Source organism: Streptomyces sp. NPDC005803 (assembly GCF_040630435.1).
In the GTDB taxonomy this organism is placed as follows: Bacteria; Actinomycetota; Actinomycetes; order Streptomycetales; family Streptomycetaceae; genus Streptomyces.
In genome coordinates, this window is sequence record NZ_JBEXXO010000004.1 from 222,398 (window position 1) to 243,073 (window position 20,676).

Consider the following 20,676-nt stretch of genomic DNA (forward strand, 5'->3'; position numbering starts at 1 on the left):
GTTGGGCATGAGCACACCGAATCATCCTGACGCCCGCAGAATGGCATACCGCCCAGTCGGTACCTAGGGGTTTGCGGCGTACTTCTCATCACGGTCCTGCAACCTCCCGGACTCGGACACGACGTCGGGGCCCCCGCGAGGGGCCCCGGGACGGCCCTCAGCGGTCCAGCAGCCGGGCCAGCTCCGTTCTGGACCGGACGCCCAGGGCCGCGAACACATTGCGCAGATGGTGGTCGACGGTCCGCGTGCTCACCGAGAGCCGCAACGCCACCTCGCGGTTGGTGGCGCCCTCGGCGACGCACCGGGCGATGCGCTGCTGCTGCGGGGTCAGGGCGGCCAGCGGGTCCGTGCCGCCGGCCACGGCGGGGCCCTCCACGGCTTCACCGGCGGCCCGCAGTTCACCGCCGGCCCGGTCGGTCCAGGCCCGCGCGCCGCACCGCTCGAAGGCGACCAGGGCGTCCCGGAGCGGACCCCTGGCCTCCCGGGTGCGCCGTCGCCGGCGCAGCCACGCCCCGTACAGCAACTGGGTGCGGGCGCGTTCGAAGTCGCCGCCCGCGCGGTCGTGGTGGGCGAGGGCCTCCTCGTACCGTCCCGCCACATCGGCCGGCGCCGCCAGCAGGGCGCGGCAGCGGGCCAGTTGGGCGGGGGCCTGGGGGTCGGTGGTGCGTGTGACCCAGACGGCGAACTCCGCCACGGCGTCGGCGACCGGGTCCGCTCCCCTGCCCCGGTCCGCCCGCCCGGCCAGGACGGACGCCTCGACGTAGCACGGTACGGCGAGCATCCGGGTGGCGAAGTGCCCGCGCCGGGGGCCCGGCCGCACGAGGGGGTCGAGCCGGGCGGCGGCCTCGCCGGAGCGCCCCGCCGCCAGGTCCGCGCGGGCGAGCGCCCAGGTGGCCAGCGTCGCGGCCTGCGCGAGCCCGTGGGGCCCGGCCCCCGCGAGGGCCGCGTCGGCGTGGGCGGCACAGGCCTCCGTGCCGCCCTCCACGGAAGCGGCGAGCGCGAGCACGGCGTGCAGGTGGGAGGCGGTGTTGGGCTGTCCGGTGCGGCGGGCGGCGTGCAGGCCCTCCAGCGCGTGGGCGCGGGCGGAGGCGTGGCGGCCGGACCGGAGCTCGGCGTACGCCAGGTGCTCCAGCGCCTGCGGCAGCAGGGCCTCGGGACCGGCCGACCGTACGACGGCGAGGGCCCGGGTCCCGAACCGGCAGGCGGCGTCCACGTCGCCCAGCACCAGGGCCGAGACGCCGCCGCGCAGCAGCGTGGCGGGATCGTGCGCACGGCCGGCCGCGTCGAGGCAGCGGCGCAGCTGCGCCTGGCCTTCGGCGATGCGTCCGCACAACACCGCGCTCATGCCGTCGCAGTACAGGGCGAGGGCCGGATCGGATACGGAGACGGGGATACGGGTCATGGCGTCGAGGTACGCGAGCGCGTCCCCCATCGCCCAGGCGGCCTCGGCGGCGCCGAGACGGGCGTCGAGGGCGCGGCGAGGGTCGTGCGGCGCGAGCAGCGCCGCGGCGGCGAGGAGGGCCTCGTGGGCGTCTGCGGCCGGTCCGTCGCGCAGGGCGAGCAGTCCGCGCACGAGATGCGCGCCGTCGTGCGCGGGGCGGGCGCCGGCCCGGGCCAGCAGCGCCCGGGCCCGGCCGGCGTCGCCCGCGAGCCGGGTGTGCTCGGCGGCGCCGGCGTACCGGGCGGCGCGTACCGCCTCGTCGGTGGAGAGCACCGCGGCACGGGCGAGCGCCGCCGCCCGCTCGGCGTGCGGCCGGGGTGCCACGGCGGCCGCCTCCAGCGCGTCGGCCAGCCCGTCGTCCGGCCCCCCGGCGGCGCACGCCCGGTGGACGAGCGCGGGCAGCATGGACGGCCCGGCCGCCGGGTGCCCCGGTCCGGACCGGAACGTGCCCTGCGGAGGGGGAAGGGCCACCGTGCCCTGCTGAGGAGCCGTGCCTCGCTCAGGAGCCAGGGCCGGGGCGGCCCGGAAGGCGCCGCCGTGCCCCGGCACGGGGCCGGGGGCAGGGACGGAAACGGAACCGGCGGCCCGGGCGTCGGCGGTGCGGGAACCCGGACCGGCCGGGTACGGAACACCGGACGCGGTCCGATCAGCCGGTGCGCCGAAGCCCCCTCCTCCGGCCCGTCGCAGCGACGTGCGGGCGCGTCCGCGGGCGGCGGCCGGGCCCGCCGCCAGCAGGGTGGCGAGCAGTCCGTGCACCGCCCGGCGGTGCTGGGGGGAGGCGCGGTGCAGGACCGCCCGGCGCAGCAGCGGATGGCTGAAGTGGAGGCGGTCGCCCGCTCGCTGGAGGGCTCCGGCGGTCCCCGCCGGGGTGAGCAGGGCCTGGTCGAGCACGGCGGAGTCGAGGCCGGTGGCGGCGGCCGCGCGGAGCAGGAGGGCCACGTCCGCGCCGGCGCCCTCCGGCTCGTGCTCCTGCGCCGCGGCGGCGAGCAGCAGCAGCGTGCGGGTGTCCGCGGGCAGCCCGTCGAGGCGGGCGGCGTGGGCGTCCAGGACGTCCTCGGCGCCGGGCAGCGGATAGGGCGGCGGGGTGCGGCCGGCCAGCTGGTCGGGCGTGAGCCGGGCGGCCAGCCCGCGCAGCAGCCGGGGGTTCCCGGCCGCCTCCCGCAGGAGTTCACCGCGGACCACCGGGTCGACCCGGTCCGCGGCCCCGGTGGCGTCGGTGATCCGGTCCAGGAGGGCCGCCGCCGCGTCGTCGTCGAGGGGGCCCAGCCGGAGCGCGGGCAGCCCGGCGAAGCTCGTCTCGTCACCGGCGCCGATCACCACCGCGACCCGGCTGCCCGCGCCGAGTCTGCGGGCCGCGAAGACGAGGGCGGCGCGCGAATCGGGGTCCCAGGCGTGGGCGTCGTCCACGCACACCAACAGGGGCCGCTGGGCGCCGAGTTGCCGCAGCAGCACGAGCAGGGCCGTGGGCGTGATGCCGTCGCGGAGCACCCGGTCGGGCGGCAGCGGGAGCGGGCCCGGAGCGGAACAGAGCAGGGCGTGCAGCCCGCTGTACGGCAGGCCCTGCTCGGCGGGGGCCGCGGTGGCGGCCAGGACGGGGCCGGTGCGCCGGTCACGGTGTGCGGCCACGGCGCTGTCCAGGAGCGCGGTGCGGCCGACGCCGGGCAGCGCGGTCAGTACCAGCGCGCCGCCGTCACCGTTGCCCAGTCGGGCCAGCAGGGTGTCGAGGATGGCGAGTTCACCGCTGCGGCCGTACAGCCGGAGCGGACTGTGCACGGTCGTCGATGGAGTCACGCCCGGCAGGTTACTTCCGCGTAAACAGCGCCGGAAGATGTGCGTCCGGCCCCGCCCCGCACCCGCCCGGTTGCGGGGCGCACTCCCAAGGCGAGCCGCGATCGGCTGTGCACGCGCACAGCGCGGACCGCGTCGCGCGCGCACGGCCCGTAACGTCGGGCCATGACTGATGAATTCCGTACGGACGACGGTCTGACGCTGCGCTACTGGTCCTGGTCCCGCGGGTCCCGGACCGGGCTGCCCCCGGTGCTCCTGCTGCACGGTTTCGCCGCCCATGCCCGGCTGAACTGGGAGGGCCCCGGCGTGGTCGAGGCCCTGGTGGCCCGGGGTCGCGAGGTCCTCGCGCTCGACGCCCGGGGTCACGGTGCGTCGGACAAGCCGCACGACGACGCGTGGTACGGAGAGTCGGTGATGGCCCGGGACGTGCGGCAGTTGATCGACCGCACCGGATCCGCCGAGGTGCATCTGGCGGGCTACTCGATGGGGGCGGTCGTGGCCCTGCTCGCGGCCGCCGACGACGCGCGGATCACCCGGCTGGTGGTCGGCGGGATCGGCGCGGGCGCGGTGGAGGTGGGCGGGCTGGACACCCGGGCCATGCCTCCGGAGCTGGTGGAGGCCGCGCTGACGGCCGAGGACGCGGCCGACGCCCCCGAACGGACGCGGGGATTCCGGATCCTGGCCGACGCCACGGGCTCCGACCGGCTGGCCCTGGCCGCACAGATCCGCTCGCTGCACCGGGCCCCGCTGCCGCTGGACCGCATCCGGATACCCACGCTGGTGCTCGCCGGGGCGGACGATCCGCTGGCCGCCCGCCCCGAGGTGCTGGCAGGCGCCCTCGCGGGCGCGCGCCTGGAAGTGCTGCCCGGGGACCACCTGACCGCCGTCCGCGATCCCGGCTTCGCCGCCGGCGTGGCCGGGTTCCTCACCGAGGACGACTGAACGCACCGGAACACCGAAACGGTGAAGGGCCGGACCGACGTGCACGGTCCGGCCCTTCACCGGTCTGCGGCCTTCAGCGGGCGCCGCGCCCAGCACCAGGCGTCAGCCCACCGGCGTCCGCTCCTACGACGTGTGCGGGCAGTTGCCCCGGGACTCGGCGACCGTCAGGCTCACCGAGGGCAGCGGGCACAGGAACTGCTCGTAGCGGCTGTCATTGTCGATGAAGCGCTTCAGCCACGAGATGCTGTACTTCGCGATCGTGGTGTTGGAGGAGTTCGGGGTGAAGTGCGTGGCCCCGCGCAGCTCCACGTACGCCTTGTCCAGCGAGCTCGGCAGCGACTGGTAGAACGGCTCCGAGTGCGTGGCGACGGGGGCGATCGTGTCGCCGTCCGCACCGAAGATCAGGGTGGGCGTGCGGACTTCGGGCCAGGTGGTGTCGAGGTTCCAGCCGGTCAGCGGGATCGCCGCCTTCAGCGAGGTGCGGCTCTTCGCGGCCTCCAGGGTGCCGCCGCCGCCCATGGAGTGGCCCATCACACCGAGCCGGGTGGTGTCGATCCGGCTGCGCACCGAGCTGGACTGCGTCAGGTAGTCCAGCGCGGCCAGGAGTTGCCGGCCGCGGCTGTCGGGCTGGTCCACCGTGGTGGTGGTGTCGATGGTGAAGACGACGAAGCCCTGGGAGGCGAGCCGCGGTCCGAGCCAGGCGATGCTCGACTGGTAGGCGGTGAACCCGGGTGAGATGGCGACCGCGCCGAAGGTGCCGTCCGAGGTGGACGTCGGATAGTAGATCGTGCCGCCGCCGAAGCCGCTGACACGCAGTGAGGAGACGCTGGTCTGCGAGACCGCGTACGGGCCGCGGCTCGCCTCGATGCTCGAGTTGCTGGGTGCCGGGCCGCGCTCGTAGGGGTTGCCGGCTGCCTGGGCGCCCGGCATCAGCGCGGTGCACAGGCCCGCGGTGGCGACGGTGGCGGCCAGCAGGCCCTTGACGACGCGGGAGCGGCTCCTGGACATCCGGTGGCGCGGGGAGGTGTCGCCGGAGGGGAGGTGCTGCACGAGGGGGGTCCTCTCGGTCGTGGCGTGAGCCACGCCGGGCAGGGGCCGAGAGCCCTTCGTCACCGGGGGCGTTCGGGGTGCACCGCGTGGAACCGCCGTTGTTCTCTGGCGGTCGCCACTTTCGCGGTGCACCCCGGTGTCGCACATCGGCAACTTCACCGGTCTTCGCGGCCGGTGCCGCCCCTGCCGGTCGTCAGCGGACCGGGTGCCCGGCCTCCCGGAGAGCGCCCTTGACCTCGGAGATCCGCAGATCGCCGAAGTGGAAGACGGACGCGGCGAGGACCGCGTCGGCCCCGGCGTCGACGGCCGGTGCGAAGTCCGCGAGCCGGCCCGCGCCGCCGGAGGCGATGACGGGGACGCTCACGTGCTTGCGCACGGCCGTGATCATCTCGGTGTCGTAGCCGTCCTTGGTGCCGTCGGCGTCCATCGAGTTGAGCAGGATCTCGCCCGCGCCGAGGTCGGCCGCCCGGTGCGCCCATTCGACGGCGTCGATGCCGGTGCCCTTGCGGCCGCCGTGCGTGGTGACCTCGAAGGTGCCCTCGGGGGTGCGCCGGGCGTCCACCGAGAGCACCAGGACCTGGCGGCCGAAGCGCTCGGCGATCTCCCGGATCAGCTCCGGCCGGGCGATGGCCGCGGTGTTGACGCCGACCTTGTCGGCGCCGGCCCGCAGGAGCTTGTCGACGTCGTCGGGGGTGCGGACGCCGCCGCCCACCGTGAGCGGGATGAAGACCTGCTCGGCGGTGCGGCGCACCACGTCGTACGTCGTCTCCCGGTCACCGCTGGACGCGGTGATGTCCAGGAAGGTCAGCTCGTCGGCGCCCTCGGCGTCGTACAGCTTCGCCATCTCGACGGGGTCACCGGCGTCGCGCAGGTTCTGGAAGTTGACGCCCTTGACGACGCGGCCCTGGTCGACGTCGAGGCAGGGGATGACACGGACAGCGAGCGTCATGCCGCACCTGCCCGGTAGGCCTCGACCTCGACCTCGACGACCAGGCTCGGGTCGACGAAACCGGCCACGATGAGCATCGAAGCGGCGGGGCGCACCTCGTCGAACAGCTCCTTGTGGGCGCGGCCCACCTCGTCGACGTCCCGGGCGTGCGTGATGTACATCCGGGTGCGGACGACGTCCTCGCGGCCCAGGCCCAGCTGCTTCAGCGCGTCGAAGGCCAGCTGGAAGGAGGCGACGGTCTGCTCGTAGGGGCTGCCCGCGGAGATCTGGCCGCCCACCACCGAGGTGCAGCCGGCGACCAGGACGAGCCCGTTGGGCAGCTCCACCGCGCGGGAGTAGCCGAACTTGTCCTCCCAGGGTCCGCCGGAGGAGATGCGGCGTACGGAGTCGGTCATACGGAGACCGCCTCCAGCGCCTCTTCGAGGGTGAACGCCTTCGCGTACAGCGCCTTGCCGACGATCGCGCCCTCGACGCCCGCGGGGACGAGCGAGGAGATGGCCCGCAGGTCGTCGAGCGAGGAGACGCCGCCGGAGGCGACGACGGGCTTGTCGGTGGCGGCGCAGACGTTCTTCAGGAGTTCCAGGTTGGGCCCCTGGAGCGTGCCGTCCTTGGCGATGTCGGTGACCACGTAGCGGGCGCAGCCCTCGGAGTCGAGGCGGGCGAGCGTCTCGTAGAGGTCGCCGCCGTCACGGGTCCAGCCGCGGCCGCGCAGCGTGGTGCCCCGCACGTCGAGGCCGACCGCGATCTGGTCGCCGTGCTCGGCGATGACCTTGGCGACCCACTCCGGGGTCTCCAGGGCGGCGGTGCCGAGGTTGACGCGGCGGCAGCCGGTGGCGAGGGCGGCGGCGAGCGTGGCGTCGTCGCGGATGCCGCCGGAGAGCTCGACCTTGATGTCCATGGCGCCGGCCACCTCGGCGATGAGCGCCCGGTTGTCGCCGGTGCCGAAGGCGGCGTCCAGGTCGACGAGGTGCAGCCACTCGGCGCCGGAGCGCTGCCAGGCGAGCGCGGCCTCCAGCGGGGAGCCGTAGGAGGTCTCGGAGCCGGACTCGCCGTGCACCAGGCGGACCGCCTGGCCGTCGCGGACGTCTACGGCGGGGAGCAGTTCAAGCTTCGGCATTACAGCGTCTCGATCCAGTTGGTCAGCAGCTGGGCGCCGGCATCGCCGGACTTCTCGGGGTGGAACTGGGTGGCCCACAGCGCGCCGTTCTCCACGGCCGCCACGAACCGTTCGCCGTGGGTCGCCCAGGTGACCTTGGGGGCACGGATCTTGGCGTTGGTGACTTCGAGGGACCAGTCGTGCGCCGCGTAGGAGTGCACGAAGTAGTACCGGGCCTCGGCGTCGAGTCCGGCGAACAGCCGTGAGTCCTCGGGGGCCTCGACGGTGTTCCACCCCATGTGCGGGACGACCTCGGCCTGGAGCGGGCCGACGGTGCCGGGCCACTCGTCGAGGCCCTCGGTCTCCACGCCGTGCTCGATGCCGCGCTCGAAGAGGATCTGCATGCCGACGCAGATACCCATGACGGGGCGTCCGCCGGAGAGCCGGCGCCCGATGATCCATTCGCCGCGGGCCTTCTTCAGCCCTTCCATGCAGGCGGAGAACGCGCCGACGCCGGGCACCAGGAGCCCGTCGGCGTTCATCGCCTTGTCGAAGTCGCGGGTGATCTCGACGTCGGCGCCGACGTGGGCGAGGGCGCGCTCGGCGGACCGGACGTTGCCGAAGCCGTAGTCGAAGACGACGACCTTCTTCTTCGTATCCACGTGTCGCTCCTCAGTCCCAGAGGCCTTGGATCCGCATGACGCCTGCCACCAGGCACATCACGGAGGCGATCCCGAGCAGCACGACGACGCCCTTGGGCATGCCCTGCTTCGAGAAGGAGTAGACCCCGCCGGCCAGGAAGAGGCCGACCAGGATCAGGACGGTGTTGAGGCCGGTCACAGCGCGCCCTTCGTGGAGGGGAGGATGCCGGCCGCGCGCGGGTCGTGCTCGCTGGCGTAGCGCAGGGCCCGGGCGAGCGCCTTGAACTGGCACTCCACGATGTGGTGGGCGTTGCGCCCGTACGGGACGTGGACGTGCAGGGCGATCTGCGCCTGGGCGACGAAGGACTCCAGGATGTGCCGGGTCATCGTCGTGTCGTACGCACCGATCATCGGCGCCATGTTCTCGGGCTCGGTGTGCACGAGGTACGGACGGCCGGAGAGGTCGACGGTGACCTGGGCGAGCGACTCGTCCAGCGGGACGGTGCAGTTGCCGAAGCGGTAGATGCCGATCTTGTCGCCGAGGGCCTGCTTGAAGGCGGCGCCGAGCGCGAGGGCGGTGTCCTCGATGGTGTGGTGCGAGTCGATGTGCAGGTCACCGTCGGTCTTGACCGTGAGGTCGAACAGTCCGTGGCGGCCGAGCTGGTCGAGCATGTGGTCGTAGAAGCCGACCCCGGTCGCGACATCGACCTTGCCGCTGCCGTCGAGGTTGATCTCGACGACCACGGAGGTTTCCTTGGTGGTCCGCTCCACTCTTCCTACGCGGGCCTCGCGAGTCATGCGTCGTGCTCCTTCTTCAGTTCGCGTACCGCATCGAGGAACGCGTCGTTCTCTGCCGGGGTCCCCGCGGAGACCCGCAGCCATCCCGGTACGCCGTTGTCACGGACCAGGACGCCCCGGTCGAGGATGTGCTGCCAGGCGGTGTGGCTGTCGGCGAAGCGGCCGAACTGGACGAAGTTGGCGTCCGAGTCGGTGACGTCGAAGCCTTGGGCGCGCAGCTCGGTGACGATCCGGTCGCGCTCGCCCTTGAGCTGTGCGACGTACCCGAGGAGCGTATCGGTGTGCTCCAGGGCGGCGAGCGCGGTGGCCTGGGTGACGGACGACAGGTGGTACGGCAGCCGCACCAGCTGGACCGCGTCGACGACGGCCGGGTCCGCGGCGAGGTAGCCCAGGCGCAGTCCGGCGGCGCCGAACGCCTTGGACATGGTGCGGGAGAGCACCAGGTGGGGGCGGCCCTCGATCAGGGGGAGCAGCGAGGCGTGGTGGCTGAACTCGCCGTACGCCTCGTCGACCACGACCATCGACGGCCCCGCGGCCTGCGCGGCCTCGTACAGCGCGAGGACGGTGCCGGCGTCGACGGCGGTGCCGGTGGGGTTGTTGGGCGAGGTGATGAAGACGACGTCGGGGCGGCTCTCGGCGATGACCGCGCGGGCCGCGTCGACGTCGATGGTGAAGTCCTCGTTGCGCGGTCCGGAGATCCAGCCGGTGCCGGTGCCGCGGGCGATGAGGGCGTGCATGGAGTACGAGGGCTCGAAGCCGATCGCGGTGCGGCCGGGTCCGCCGAAGGTCTGGAGCAGCTGCTGGAGCACCTCGTTGGACCCGTTGGCCGCCCACACATGGGCGCGGGTGACCTCGTGCCCGGCGGTGCGGGAGAGGTAGCGGGCGAGCTCGGTGCGGAGCTCCACGGCGTCCCGGTCGGGGTAGCGGTTGAGGTCGCGGGCGGCTTCGCGGACCCGTTCGGCGATCCGGTCGACGAGTGCGTCGGGGAGCGGGTAGGGGTTCTCGTTGGTGTTCAGCCGGACGGGTACGTCGAGCTGGGGCGCCCCGTACGGGGACTGGCCGCGCAGTTCGTCGCGGATCGGGAGGTCGTCCCAGGCGTTGCGTGAGGTGCCGTTGCCGCTGGAGCCGTTGTCCGTGGTGCTGTCGTTCGTCACTGCTGCGGAACCTTCCACCCGAACCTGGCCTTGAGCGCGGCGCCGTGGGCGGGGAGGTCCTCCGCCTCGGCGAGGGTCACCACGTGGTGGGTGACCTCGGCGAGCGCGTCGCGCGTGTAGTCGACGATGTGGATGCCGCGCAGGAAGGACTGCACGGACAGGCCCGAGGAGTGGCAGGCGCAGCCGCCGGTGGGCAGGACGTGGTTGGAGCCGGCGCAGTAGTCGCCGAGGGAGACGGGCGACCACGGGCCGACGAAGATCGCGCCGGCGTTGCGGACGCGGTCGGCGACGGCCGCGGCGTCGGCGGTCTGGATCTCCAGGTGCTCGGCGGCGTACGCGTCGACGACCTTGAGGCCGTCCTCCAGGTCGTTGACCAGGACGATCGCGGACTGGCGCCCGGCCAGCGCGGGCTCGATCCGGTCGCTCACGTGCTTGGTCGCGGCGACCTGCGGCTTCAGCTCGGCCTCGGTCGCGGCGGCGAGCTCCTCGGAGTCGGTGACCAGGACCGCGGCGGCCATCGGGTCGTGCTCGGCCTGGCTGATCAGGTCGGCGGCGACGTGGGACGGGTCGGCGGTGGCGTCGGCGAGGATCGCGATCTCGGTGGGGCCGGCCTCGGCGTCGATGCCCACGCGGCCCTTGAGGAGGCGCTTGGCGGCGGCGACGTAGATGTTGCCGGGGCCCGTGACGAGGTTCACGGGCAGGCAGTCCTCGGTGCCGTACGCGAACATCGCGACGGCCTGGGAGCCGCCGGCGGCGTAGACCTCGTCCACGCCGAGCAGGGCGCAGGCCGCCAGGATCGTGGGGTGCGGCAGTCCGCCGAACTCCTTCTGCGGCGGCGACGCGACGGCGATGCCCTCGACGCCCGCCTCCTGGGCGGGGACCACGTTCATCACGACGGAGGACGGGTAGACCGAACGCCCGCCCGGCACGTACAGCCCGACGCGCTCGACCGGCACCCACTTCTCGGTGACGGTTCCGCCGGGCACGACCTGGGTGGTGTGCGTGGTGCGGCGCTGTTCGCGGTGGACGAGGCGGGCGCGGCGGATCGACTCCTCGAGGGCGGCGCGCACGGCGGGGTCGAGCTGTTCCAGCGCGCCCGTGATCGCCTCGGCCGGGACGCGGATCGAGCCGACCCGCACCCCGTCGAACCTCTCCCCCCAGTCGATGACCGCCACCGAGCCACGATGGCGTACGTCCTCGCAGATGGGCCGCACCGTCTCCAGGGCGGCTTCCACGTCGAACTCGGCACGGGGCAGCAGGTCGCGCAGGGCGCCACCCTCGGGGAGGGCATCGCCGCGCAGATCGATTCGAGAGATCACACCGCAATTCTCTCAGACCGCCTCAGCCGCCCGGACGCCCGTATCACTGGCTGATACATGTCCCCACTGTCACGGCTGACTATTAGCGTTCACCTGGTCACTCAGAGGGAATAAGGGGATTACGGCTCCGAGCGGAAGGAGCGTCGGTGACCACACCGCACGACGGGGATTTTCCGGACGGCCTCAGCGCGGCAGAGCTGGGCATGTGGCAGTCCTTCCGGACGGGGATCACCTACGACCTGCGCGCCCGTGACGGGGTGCGCGACGATCCCTTCGCCCCGCACGTCTGGGGCCCCGAGCGCAGCGTGGCGGCCCGCGTCGTCGCCCGGCTGCTGCTGAGCGGTCCGCCGCCCCGGCCGGGCATGGTGGCGGCGCTGAAGCTCCGGGGGCTGCGGATCACCGGACGGCTCGATCTGGCGGGCGGGCGCGTCGCCCCGTACGTGGAACTGACGGGCTGCCGCTTCGACGAGGAGGTGCTGCTGCCCGAGTGCCACTTCACGACGCTGCGGATGGTGGGGTGCGCGGTGCCGCGGCTGGAGGCGGCGCGGCTGCGCACCGAGGGCGATCTGCATCTGCCGCGGTGCCGGATCGAGCGCGGGATCCGGCTCACGGACGCGCAGATCGGTACGGATCTGCTGATCAGCCAGATCGACATCGGACCCGACCGGCAGGGGCGTGCGCTCGTCGGTGACGGCCTCACGGTCGCCCAGGACCTGCAGGCCGAGATGATCGAGACGCTCGGCGAGCTGAGCCTGCGCGGGGCGAAGGTGGGCGGTTCGCTGAGTCTGCGCGGCAGCCGGCTGCGGGCGGCGCAGGGGCGGCGCGCGCTCAACGCCCCGCAGCTGAGTGTGGAGCGGACGCTGTACATGAGCGAGGCCTGGGTCAGCGTGGACACCGGGAACCAGGGCACCACTCCCCCGTACGGCATCGCCGCCTCACCGACGCCCGCCCGCGGGATGCGCGCGCAGGTCTTCCGGTGCCGGGGCGGGGTGCGGCTGGACGACGGCCGGTTCGGTGACGCGGTCGATCTGCACAAGGCCGTGTTCGTGCTGGCCGGGCACGAGGAGCTGTCGCTGCGCCGGATCGTCGCTCCGGAGTTGCGGTTCAACCCGGAGCGCCCGGCCCGCGGCCGGGTGGTGCTCAACGGGGCGAAGGTCGTCACCCTCATCGACGTGTCGACCAGCTGGCCGGGCCCGGGCGGCCTGGCGATGGGCGGGTTCGTGTACGAGAACCTCGTCCCGTACGGACACTTCCCGCTCTCCCGCCGTCTGGAGTGGGTGTCGGCGGCGACCCCGGAGTACGTGCCGGAGCCGTACGAACGGCTGGCCGCCGTGCTCCGCAGCAGCGGGGAGGACGCGGACGCCCGCGAGGTGCTGCTCGCCAAGCAGCGGCGCCGGCGCGAGACGCTGCCGCCCGCCGCGAAGCTCTGGGGCTTCGTCCAGGACTGGACGGTGGCGTACGGCTACCGGCCGGGGCGGGCCGCGGTGTGGATGGCGGTGCTGTGGGCGGCGGGGACGGTGGCCTTCTCACGGTACGAGCCGTCGTCGATCAAGGGGAGCGAGCATCCGGAGTGGAATCCGGCGCTGTACGCGCTGGATCTGCTGGTCCCGGTGATCAACCTGGGCCAGGACGGGTACTGGCGGCTGGAGGGCGGCTGGCAGTGGGTGGCGGCGACCCTCATCCTGCTGGGATGGATACTGGCCACCACCGTCGCGGCGGGCGCCTCACGACTGCTGCGCCGAAGCTGACCGGGCAGGCGGCCCGCCGGAAGGCGTGGTGGGCCGCTCCCCTTGTGCCGGCAGGCCCGTCGGCGGACGAACGGATGCGCCCCGGAATCGGACGCACCACCGAACGCTTACCGCCCAAGCAGCGGGAACAGGCCAGATTCCGCGCTTTCCTTTACTCTTTCTTGTCCCCGGCGAGGACAACCCATCCACTCGGCACCAAAGCTTCACAGCACCCCTCTGGCGCCGCTGCGACCAGCGCTTTTCAATGGTCTGCACCATGCCTTTCCTCCGCGCTCTGCTGCGTACCGCGCGCGTGATCCGGCACACCCCGGAGCTGTCCGCCGGGTTGCCCGTGGACCATGCGGTGATGCTCGACGCCCCCGACGAGCGGCTCTCGCCCGCGCTGGTGGCGGCCGCTCTCGGGGAGTACGAGCCGGCGGCGAAGCTGCTGGCGACGACCCGGGACGCCGCCGAGTGGGAGAGCCGGGACCGCTATCTGCACCGCCTCGTGGCCTTCGCCCGCAACCGGGACGGCTGGCTCCGCAACTGGCTGGCCGCGGTCCCGCGCGACGGCGACGCGGTCCTCGTCAAGGCCCAGCTCGCGGTCGAGCGGGCCTGGGAGTCACCGGCCCGCGCCGAGCAGCTGCGCGAGGTCGGACCGATGATCACGGCGGCGGCGGAGAGTGATCCGCGCGATCCGGTGCCCTGGCGCCTCGCGCTGGACCACGCCCGCGGCACGCATGCCACGCACACCACGTTCGAGGCGCTGTGGGAGCAGGCCATACAGCGCTCCACGCACCATTACGGCTGCCATGTCGCCGCGCTCCAGTACCTCTCCGCCGCCTGGTACGGCTCGCACCGCGAGTGCTTCGACTTCGCCGAGCGGGCCGCCGAGGACTCGCTGCCCAGCTCCCTGGTGCAGGCGCTGCCGCTGCGGGCCGCGTTCACGGTGCTGTCCGAGGGGCCGGGGACCCGGTTCACCTCGGTGCAGGAGGAGCGGATCGACGCCGCTGCGGATCTGGCGATCTCGTTGTCCGCCGCCTTCGCGCCGGGCGACCCGTGGCCGGCCGAGGTGCGCAATCTGCTCGCGTACGTGCTGGTGGCACGGGGGCGCTGGGGCGAGGCGCTGGAACAGTTCCGGCAGATCGGACCCCATGCGTCGTCGTTCCCGTGGTCCTCGGTGTCCGACGATCCGCTCGGCAGGTTCCTCGACGCACGGGACGGAGCGCGGCTCCGGGTGGCCTCCGGAACCCCGCTCGGCCACCGGGCCGACCGGGGACGGGCCCGCGGCCATTACGCTTGACCGTTGTGACCACCGCTCGCCTGCCTCTGTTCCCGCTGAACGCGGTGCTGTTCCCCGGCCTCGTGCTGCCGCTGAACGTCTTCGAGGAGCGTTATCGCGCCATGATGCGCGAGTTGCTGAAGACCGATGAGGACGAACCGCGCCGCTTCGCCGTGGTCGCCATCCGCGACGGCCGCGAGACCGCCCCGACGGCCGCCGGCATGCCGGACGCGGTGACGGCGCCCGTCGAGCGCGGCCCGGCGGACGGCTTCGGCCCCGACCCCGTCCAGACGTTCCACCGGGTCGGCTGCGTCGCCGACGCGGCGAAGATCCGGGAGCGCGCGGACGGCAGCTTCGAGGTCCTGGCCACCGGCACCAGCCGGGTGAAGCTCCTGTCCGTGGACGCGAGCGGCCCGTATCTCACCGCCGAGCTCGAAGAGCTGGCGGAAGAGGCGGGCGAGGAGGCGGAGGCGCTCACCGAAGGCGTCCTGCGCGCCTTCCGCAGCTATCAGAAGCGGCTGGCGGGGGCGAGCGAGCGCTCCCTGACCACCGGCGCGGACCTGCCAGGCGAGCCGTCGGTCGTCTCCTACCTGGTCGCCGCGGCGGCGGTCCTGGACGTCCCCGCCAAGCAGCGGCTGCTGCAGGCCCCGGACACCGCTACCCGGCTGCGCGAGGAGCTGACGCTCCTGCGCTCGGAGACCGCCGTCATCCGTCACCTCCCGTCGCTGCCCGCCGTGGAACTCACCCGCGCCCCGACCCACCCCAACTGAGCGACCGGAGGGCCACTCCCCCGTGGCGAAGAAGCCGAAGAAGCAGCACCAGTCCGGCGGCACCCCCGCGACGGTCGCGCTGACCGCGGCGGGCACGGAGTTCACGGTGCACGCGTACGAACACGACCCGGCGTCGTCCTCCTACGGCGAGGAGGCGGCCGAGGCCCTCGGCGTGTCCCCGGACCGGGTGTTCAAGACCCTGGTCGCCGACGTGGACGGCCACCTGACCGTCGCGGTCGTCCCGGTGGCGGGCTCCCTGGACCTGAAGGCCCTGGCCTCGGCGGCCGGCGGCAAGCGCGCCACGATGGCGGACCCGGCGGCGGCGGAGCGCACCACGGGCTACGTCCGCGGCGGCATCTCCCCCCTGGGCCAGCGCAAACGGCTGCCCACGGTGCTGGACGAGTCGGCTCGGACCCACGAGACGATCTGCGTCTCGGCGGGCCGCCGCGGGCTGGAGGTCGAACTGTCCCCCACGGACCTGGCCACGCTGACGGACGCGGTCTTCGCCCCGATCGGCCGCGCCTAGGCTTCCGCCGGGGTACGGGGCCCCTGCGGGGTGCGGCGGGTCTCCCGGGGGCGCGGGTTTCGGCCGCCGCCGGGGCGGGCCCGTGGGTTTCGGCCGCCGCATGGGGGGCGCGGGTTTCGGCCGCCGCCGGGGGGCGGCCCTCGCCTGGGCACCGGCCCCGGCCGTACCGGTTCCGTCCTCAAACGCCGTACGGGCTGGAAACCGCGGGGAACGGCCCCACAAGCCCGGACGAAGCCTCGCCCGGCTCTGCCGGCCTTCGAGGCGCGGGGCTGCGGGGCCCGGGGCGGGGCGCGCACCTCAGGCCCGCCTGCGCTTTGAGGCCGGGGGTTGCGGGCCCTGAACCAAACCCCTCCACCCCAGCCCCGCACTCCAGCCCCGCATTCCAGCCCCGCCGGCGCTTGAGGCGCGGGCTCCGAGGCGGAGCCCCTCCACCCCAGCCCCGCATTCCAGCCCCGCCGACGCTTGAGGCGCGGGGTTGGGGCCCCGACCCCCCACTACGCCAGCCCCGCATTCCAGCCCCGCCGGCGTTTGAGGCGCGGGGTCCGGGGCGGAGCCCCGGTTACGGGAAGGGGCGGGTAGGGGACGAGCCCCGCGCAGCGGCCCCACAGCCGGACCCGGCAGCACCACTCACGCCCCCGCATAGCAGCCCGGCGGCACCGCTCACGCCCCGCACAGCAGCCCCGCGGCCCCGCTCACGCCCCCGCGGACGGACCGGGCGGCCCCGCCTCGGGCGAGGGCGAGGGCGAGGGCGCAGGACCGGGCCCCGCAGGCCCAGACCCAGGCGCGGGCCCAGACGGCGCGGGCCCGCCCCCCGACGGCCCCGACCCCGACGGCACCGCGTGGTACACCCCCCACTCCGGCTCCGGATCCCGCGGCCCGAACAACGCCGTCAGCCCCAGATGCACGGCCATCGCCGCCAGCGCCCACGCCAGCAGCGCCCCCTTCGCGTGCAGTTCCAGCGGGGCGTCGAAGATCACGCCCTTGCCGACCTCGCGCGCGTGGGCGACCACGTCGTCGGTCGGGCCGAGCCGGGTGCCGAGCTGCCACGCCAGGAGCGAGCCGAGTACGCCGCCCACCGCGAGCGCCACCACGAGGGCGATGCCGCCCTTGCGGTGGAACCAGAAGGCAAGTCCCGCGGACACCGCGCCGAAGGCGAGGGCGAGGAGCGCGAACGTACCGTCGGCGCCGATCGCCTCCTCGCCCTCGCTGTCGCTGAGGAAGACGGACGTGTTGTCGGAGACGAGCGGCACCCGCGGTGCCAGCCACAGCCAGAGAAGCCCGAGCGCGACCCCGGCGACCGTCACGGCCACGGCGACCAGCACCGCCCGGCGCAGTTCGCCACGGAGTTCCGCCTTGTCCGGCGACTGCGACAGGGTTCCGAGGTGGGAGCCGCCGGGGCCGCCCCCTTGCGGCGGCTTCTGCCACGGGTCGTGGGGCGAGGGCTGGTGCGGCGGCGTCAGAGGTGCTGTCACCGTGCCATCGTGCCAGGCGTCCCTGTGGCGCGCCTCACCGGACCGCTGCCCTGCGGTACGCCCAGGTCGCCACGGCGAGCGAGAGGACGCCCACGGCGGCGCAGACGGCGAGATCGAGGCCGACGACGGCCCAGTCGGGGTGGGCGTCGAAGGACCGGGAGAGGGCCTCGACCCCGTACGTGGACGGCAGCAGGTCGCGCGCCCAGCCGATCGGCTCCGGCATCCGGGCCGCGGGGAGCACGCCCAGCAGCAGCGCCGCGGACATGCCGAGCTGTCCCAGCAGGGTGGCCAGTTCCTGCCTGGGCGCGAGCAGCCCGAGGGCGGCGCCGAGTCCGGAGAGGGCGGCCCCGGAGAGCGGGACGACGGCGATGAGCACCCACAGGTGGGTCATCGGCAGCCCGAACAGCACGCTGCCGGTCACGGCCGTCACGATCGTGCCGGGCACGGTGAAGGAGGCGTACGCCCCGGCCGCGCCGAGCACCACCGCGGCGGGCGGCACGGGCAGGGTCGCGTAGTGGTCGAGTCCGCCGCCGGCCCGCAGCTGGCCGAAGTACTGGGCGAGCAGGTTCAGCGCGACGAAGGCGACGACCAGGACGCTGGACCCGGCCACCACCGCGCGGGCCTCGGAGCCCCCGTCCACGACACCCCGCATCAGGATCATGATCCCGATGGACTGGAAGGTCGCCACGAAGAGCAGCGGGATGCGGGCGACCCGGGCCCGGGACAGCTGGGCGCGGTAGACCGCGGCGAGCGACGGGAAGAGCCGGGCGCGCGGCGCCAGCGGCGCGGGGGCCGGGCGCGGCCCGCCTTCGTCGTCACCGGCCGGGCCGGGCCGGCCGTGGGGTCCGCTCGGCCCCGGCCGGCCCGTCTGCCCGGCCTGGCCGCCGGACACCGCTTCCGCGGGAACGATGCTCGTCACCTGGCGCTGCTCCTGTTCGGTCGCTGCCCGGCCGCACACCCGTACCGGTCCGCTCCGGCCGCTCCGGCCACCGCCCTGTTCCCGCTCATGCCTTCACCAGTCCCTTGGTCGCGTCCCCGCCGAGCGCCAGGTAGACATCCTCCAGGCTGGGCGTCGCCAGGGTGAAGTCGTCGAGGGCGGCGAAGGCCGCGCCGCCGGTCACGGCGGCGACCGCCGCCCGCGCCTCGTCGGGCCCGAGCCGCAGCACCCAGCGGCGCCCGGACTCCTGCGCGGACGCCCGCAGCGCGGCGACCTCGGGTACGTCCAGCGGGGCGCGCTCGCGCCACACGAGTTCCACCCGGACCTCGCCCGCGACCCGCTCCTTGAGCCCGGCCGGGGTGTCGCAGGCGATGACCTTTCCGTGGTCGACGACGGCGACCCGGTCGAGGACGGTCTCGGCCTCGATGACGTTGTGGGTGACCAGCAGCACCGTCGCACCGCGCTCGGCACGCCGCCGGTCCACGGCGGCCCAGACGGCACGCCGGGCCACCGGGTCCATACCGGTCGTCGGCTCGTCGAGGATGAGCACCGGCCGCTCCCCGACCAGCGCGGCCGCCACGCAGGCGAGCCGTCGCTGCCCGCCGGAGAGCTTGTTCAGGGGGCGGCCGGCGATCTCGCCGAGGCCGAGTTCGCCGAGCACCGCGTCGCGTTCGGCACGGGCCTCGCGCACCGGCAGGCCGCGCAGCCGTCCGGTGGTCTCGGCGGCGAGCCCGACGGTCAGCTCGTCGAGCGCGGTCGACTCCTGCCCGAGGTAGCCGATCAGCCGGGAGGCCCGTTCGGGGTGGCGCACGAGGTCGTGGCCCAGCATGTCGACGCTGCCCGAGTCGGGCCGCATCAATCCGGTGAGCTGTCGCACGAGGGTGGACTTGCCGGCGCCGTTGGGACCGAGCAGCCCGAAGATCTCACCGCGGCGGATGTCCAGGCTGATGCCGTCGGTGGCGCGCACCTCGGGTGTGGCGGGAGTGCCGCGCCGGCCCCGGACGGCGGGGTAGGTCTTGACCAGGTCACGCACCGCGCACACGGTGCCGTTCGCCGTCTGCGCCTGTGCTGTGCCCGTACTCACGAGGTACGAGGGTACGGGGTCCGGGCGGCCGCATTACGCCCGGGGCCGCACCGATCGGACATCAACGCGGCAAACGGGGGCAGGGTTGAGCGACTCGGGCGCCGGGGTGACCTCAGCCCCCGGACGGCGCCGCGTTCTCCGGTTTGGCGGCGGGAGCGGTCCGGTCCGCCGCCGGGGTCTGCTTCTCGCCCGCCGGGGTGTGTTCCGCCGCGGCCCGCACGTCGATCTCGCGCCAGAATCCCGCCCGGATCGCGTACCGGTCGTGCTCGTCGATCTGGTCGTCCTTGTGGGCGAGCAGCCCGAAGCGGGCGGCGTAGCGCAGGAGTTCGCCGTCGATGCGGTGCGGGATGCGGGGGTACATGGTGGACAGCTTCTGCAGGTGGACGGTCTCCGGGAGCCGTTCCATCCAGCGCCGTGCGAAGACCTGCCCCACTTCGAAGGGATCGCCGCCGACCGTGGTGATGTCCTCCTCCCGGTCCGCCCAGCGCTGCTCGGCGCTGGTGAGCTGGGCGAGCGTCGGCAGGGAGGCGGTCTCGGGGGGTTCGCCGAGCGGGCCGCCGCGCTCCACCCAGCCCCGGTCGGAGGACCAGCGCAGGGTCGCGTTGGCGGGCGGCGGGGCGGGGTGCTGCCGCTCCGCCTGGGCGCCGGGGCCGCGCAGGGTGCCCGCGAGGTCCTTGGGGGTGGGGACGCCCCTGCCACCATGGCCGTGCGCGGCGTGGCCGGTGTTCTCCCCGGGCGGTGCGGGCGTGCCGTTGCGGGCGGCTTCGGCCTGGGCCTCCGAGGCCCGCTCGGCGGAGGCCGCGAGGGCCGCCTCGGGCAGGGGCGCGGAGAGGATCGCGGCGATCTCGGGGCGCGGTGCGGGGGGTGGGGCGCAGGTGCCGCCGGTGTCCTTGGCCCGTACGGCCTGGGTGATCCAGGCACGGTCCAGCACGCGCCGCTCGTCGGCTTCGGCGACCAGGTCCTCCGACTGGTTGTAGTCGCCGTCGGCGGCCTGGACGGCCCAGAGGTGGACGGCGACGCCGTGCTCCTTGGCGGACATCAGGCCGGGCAGCAGGTCGCCGTCGCCGGTCACGAGGACGACGTCCGAGCAGGCCCGGTTCCTGGCGAGTTCGGTGAGCTCGGCGTGCATCGCGGCGTCGACGCCCTTCTGGGCCCACCGCCCGTCACTGCGGGTGAGGGCGCCCAGCCGTACCGTCACCCGCGGCATGACGCGCAGCCTGCGGTGTTCGGGCTGCGGTACGCGGTCGGGGGCTCCGTCGAACCAGTAGATCCGCAGCAGCGGCCGTTCCGTGTCGGCCTCGGCCCGCTCCCGCAGACCCTGGATCAGGGCCGCGTGGTCGACGGTGATGCGGGACCGGGCGGGCTCTCCGGCCAGCAGACTCGCGGCTGCGCCCAGCAAGTAGCCGGCGTCCACCAGGACGACGCAACGGTCCACGCGTTCCACCCTCTTCCAGGAATTCGGGAACGGGTTCGGCGGTTCGGCCGCCGGGCGGCGTCGCCCGCCCGGGGACCCGCTCCGCTTACTCAGGGTTTCCTTCGAGTCTGCCCGACCACGCGGGGGTTAACGGCCGGAACTCGATCATCGGCGTGGCGGATCCGGAAAACGGCGCATCATACCCCCTAGCTACGCACGGTAATGATCCAACATGCGGTGTTTATCCAATTATGTGAATCTGACAGCGGTCCTGGCCCCGAGAGTC

Annotated in this window: 19 protein-coding genes; 5 read left to right on the forward strand and 14 right to left on the reverse strand. The window is 74.1% G+C overall.

Features of this window, described 5'->3' with window-relative positions; all coding sequences use genetic code 11:
• Positions 1-157: 157 nt before the first annotated feature.
• The gene (locus tag ABZ454_RS08220; protein ID WP_359536574.1) at positions 158-3,232 is read right to left on the reverse strand and encodes a LuxR family transcriptional regulator; all 3,075 of its coding nucleotides are present in this window, start codon (positions 3,230-3,232) and stop codon (positions 158-160) included.
• A gap of 162 nt (positions 3,233-3,394) precedes the next feature.
• Between ABZ454_RS08220 and ABZ454_RS08225 the strand changes: the two genes are divergently transcribed.
• Positions 3,395-4,171, forward strand: a complete 777-nt coding sequence (locus tag ABZ454_RS08225; RefSeq protein WP_359536576.1) for an alpha/beta fold hydrolase — start codon at positions 3,395-3,397, stop codon at positions 4,169-4,171.
• A gap of 123 nt (positions 4,172-4,294) precedes the next feature.
• Here the strand turns inward: ABZ454_RS08225 and ABZ454_RS08230 are convergent, their stop codons facing one another.
• The 9 genes from ABZ454_RS08230 to hisD form a co-directional block, all read right to left on the reverse strand.
• Entirely contained in the window at positions 4,295-5,179 is an 885-nt protein-coding gene (locus ABZ454_RS08230; RefSeq protein ID WP_356315268.1) for an alpha/beta hydrolase, read from the reverse strand.
• Positions 5,180-5,414: 235 nt separating this feature from the next.
• Positions 5,415-6,170: an imidazole glycerol phosphate synthase subunit HisF gene (gene hisF / locus ABZ454_RS08235; RefSeq protein WP_359536578.1), complete on the reverse strand. Its 756-nt coding sequence runs from the start codon at positions 6,168-6,170 to the stop codon at positions 5,415-5,417.
• On the reverse strand, positions 6,167-6,565 hold the full coding sequence (locus ABZ454_RS08240; protein WP_356315031.1) for a RidA family protein: 399 nt from the start codon (positions 6,563-6,565) through the stop codon (positions 6,167-6,169). The genes hisF and ABZ454_RS08240 overlap by 4 nt, the downstream gene beginning before the upstream one ends.
• Positions 6,562-7,287, reverse strand: coding sequence for a bifunctional 1-(5-phosphoribosyl)-5-((5-phosphoribosylamino)methylideneamino)imidazole-4-carboxamide isomerase/phosphoribosylanthranilate isomerase PriA (gene priA, locus ABZ454_RS08245; RefSeq protein WP_356315034.1), 726 nt, complete (start codon positions 7,285-7,287; stop codon positions 6,562-6,564). The genes ABZ454_RS08240 and priA overlap by 4 nt, the downstream gene beginning before the upstream one ends.
• Positions 7,287-7,928, reverse strand: coding sequence for an imidazole glycerol phosphate synthase subunit HisH (gene hisH / locus ABZ454_RS08250; protein WP_359536581.1), 642 nt, complete (start codon positions 7,926-7,928; stop codon positions 7,287-7,289). The genes priA and hisH overlap by 1 nt, the downstream gene beginning before the upstream one ends.
• A 10-nt stretch (positions 7,929-7,938) precedes the next feature.
• Positions 7,939-8,106: a hypothetical protein gene (locus tag ABZ454_RS08255; protein ID WP_356315040.1), complete on the reverse strand. Its 168-nt coding sequence runs from the start codon at positions 8,104-8,106 to the stop codon at positions 7,939-7,941.
• The gene (hisB, locus tag ABZ454_RS08260; protein WP_356315042.1) at positions 8,103-8,705 is read right to left on the reverse strand and encodes an imidazoleglycerol-phosphate dehydratase HisB; all 603 of its coding nucleotides are present in this window, start codon (positions 8,703-8,705) and stop codon (positions 8,103-8,105) included. Before hisB ends, ABZ454_RS08255 begins: the two co-directional genes overlap by 4 nt.
• On the reverse strand, positions 8,702-9,859 hold the full coding sequence (locus ABZ454_RS08265) for a histidinol-phosphate transaminase (protein ID WP_359536584.1): 1,158 nt from the start codon (positions 9,857-9,859) through the stop codon (positions 8,702-8,704). The genes hisB and ABZ454_RS08265 overlap by 4 nt, the downstream gene beginning before the upstream one ends.
• Positions 9,856-11,178, reverse strand: coding sequence for a histidinol dehydrogenase (gene hisD / locus ABZ454_RS08270; protein WP_359536586.1), 1,323 nt, complete (start codon positions 11,176-11,178; stop codon positions 9,856-9,858). The genes ABZ454_RS08265 and hisD overlap by 4 nt, the downstream gene beginning before the upstream one ends.
• Positions 11,179-11,324: 146 nt before the next feature.
• Between hisD and ABZ454_RS08275 the strand changes: the two genes are divergently transcribed.
• The 4 genes from ABZ454_RS08275 (at position 11,325) to ybaK (ending at position 15,483) form a co-directional block, all read left to right on the forward strand.
• A complete protein-coding gene (locus tag ABZ454_RS08275; RefSeq protein WP_356315051.1) occupies positions 11,325-12,926 on the forward strand; it encodes an oxidoreductase in 1,602 nt (533 codons plus the stop codon).
• 244 nt (positions 12,927-13,170) lie between these two features.
• Entirely contained in the window at positions 13,171-14,208 is a 1,038-nt protein-coding gene (locus ABZ454_RS08280) for a hypothetical protein (protein WP_359536589.1), read from the forward strand.
• Positions 14,209-14,213: 5 nt separating this feature from the next.
• Complete coding sequence (locus tag ABZ454_RS08285; RefSeq protein WP_356315057.1) at positions 14,214-14,957, forward strand: LON peptidase substrate-binding domain-containing protein; 744 nt, start codon at positions 14,214-14,216, stop codon at positions 14,955-14,957.
• A 22-nt stretch (positions 14,958-14,979) separates the two neighbouring features.
• The gene (gene ybaK, locus ABZ454_RS08290; RefSeq protein WP_356315060.1) at positions 14,980-15,483 is read left to right on the forward strand and encodes a Cys-tRNA(Pro) deacylase; all 504 of its coding nucleotides are present in this window, start codon (positions 14,980-14,982) and stop codon (positions 15,481-15,483) included.
• Positions 15,484-16,175: 692 nt separating this feature from the next.
• Here ybaK and ABZ454_RS08295 read toward each other — a convergent pair.
• From ABZ454_RS08295 to ABZ454_RS08310, 4 genes are all read right to left on the reverse strand, one after another.
• Positions 16,176-16,955: an ABC transporter permease gene (locus ABZ454_RS08295; protein ID WP_359536592.1), complete on the reverse strand. Its 780-nt coding sequence runs from the start codon at positions 16,953-16,955 to the stop codon at positions 16,176-16,178.
• Positions 16,956-16,989: 34 nt separating this feature from the next.
• Entirely contained in the window at positions 16,990-17,736 is a 747-nt protein-coding gene (locus ABZ454_RS08300; protein ID WP_359536725.1) for an ABC transporter permease, read from the reverse strand.
• A gap of 223 nt (positions 17,737-17,959) precedes the next feature.
• Complete coding sequence (locus ABZ454_RS08305) at positions 17,960-18,934, reverse strand: ABC transporter ATP-binding protein (RefSeq protein WP_356315274.1); 975 nt, start codon at positions 18,932-18,934, stop codon at positions 17,960-17,962.
• 154 nt (positions 18,935-19,088) lie between these two features.
• Positions 19,089-20,420, reverse strand: a complete 1,332-nt coding sequence (locus ABZ454_RS08310; protein WP_359536593.1) for an NYN domain-containing protein — start codon at positions 20,418-20,420, stop codon at positions 19,089-19,091.
• Between the last annotated feature and the right edge of the window lie 256 nt (positions 20,421-20,676).

What these genes read in the sequence shown, in the direction of transcription:
- ABZ454_RS08225 (WP_359536576.1), top strand. Translation starts at nt 3,395, where the DNA reads ATGACTGATGAATTCCGTACGGACGACGGTCTGACGCTGCGCTACTGG.
- ABZ454_RS08230 (WP_356315268.1), bottom strand. Translation starts at nt 5,179, where the DNA reads ATGTCCAGGAGCCGCTCCCGCGTCGTCAAGGGCCTGCTGGCCGCCACC.
- hisF (WP_359536578.1), bottom strand. Translation starts at nt 6,170, where the DNA reads ATGACGCTCGCTGTCCGTGTCATCCCCTGCCTCGACGTCGACCAGGGC.
- ABZ454_RS08240 (WP_356315031.1), bottom strand. Translation starts at nt 6,565, where the DNA reads ATGACCGACTCCGTACGCCGCATCTCCTCCGGCGGACCCTGGGAGGAC.
- priA (WP_356315034.1), bottom strand. Translation starts at nt 7,287, where the DNA reads ATGCCGAAGCTTGAACTGCTCCCCGCCGTAGACGTCCGCGACGGCCAG.
- hisB (WP_356315042.1), bottom strand. Translation starts at nt 8,705, where the DNA reads ATGACTCGCGAGGCCCGCGTAGGAAGAGTGGAGCGGACCACCAAGGAA.
- ABZ454_RS08280 (WP_359536589.1), top strand. Translation starts at nt 13,171, where the DNA reads ATGGTCTGCACCATGCCTTTCCTCCGCGCTCTGCTGCGTACCGCGCGC.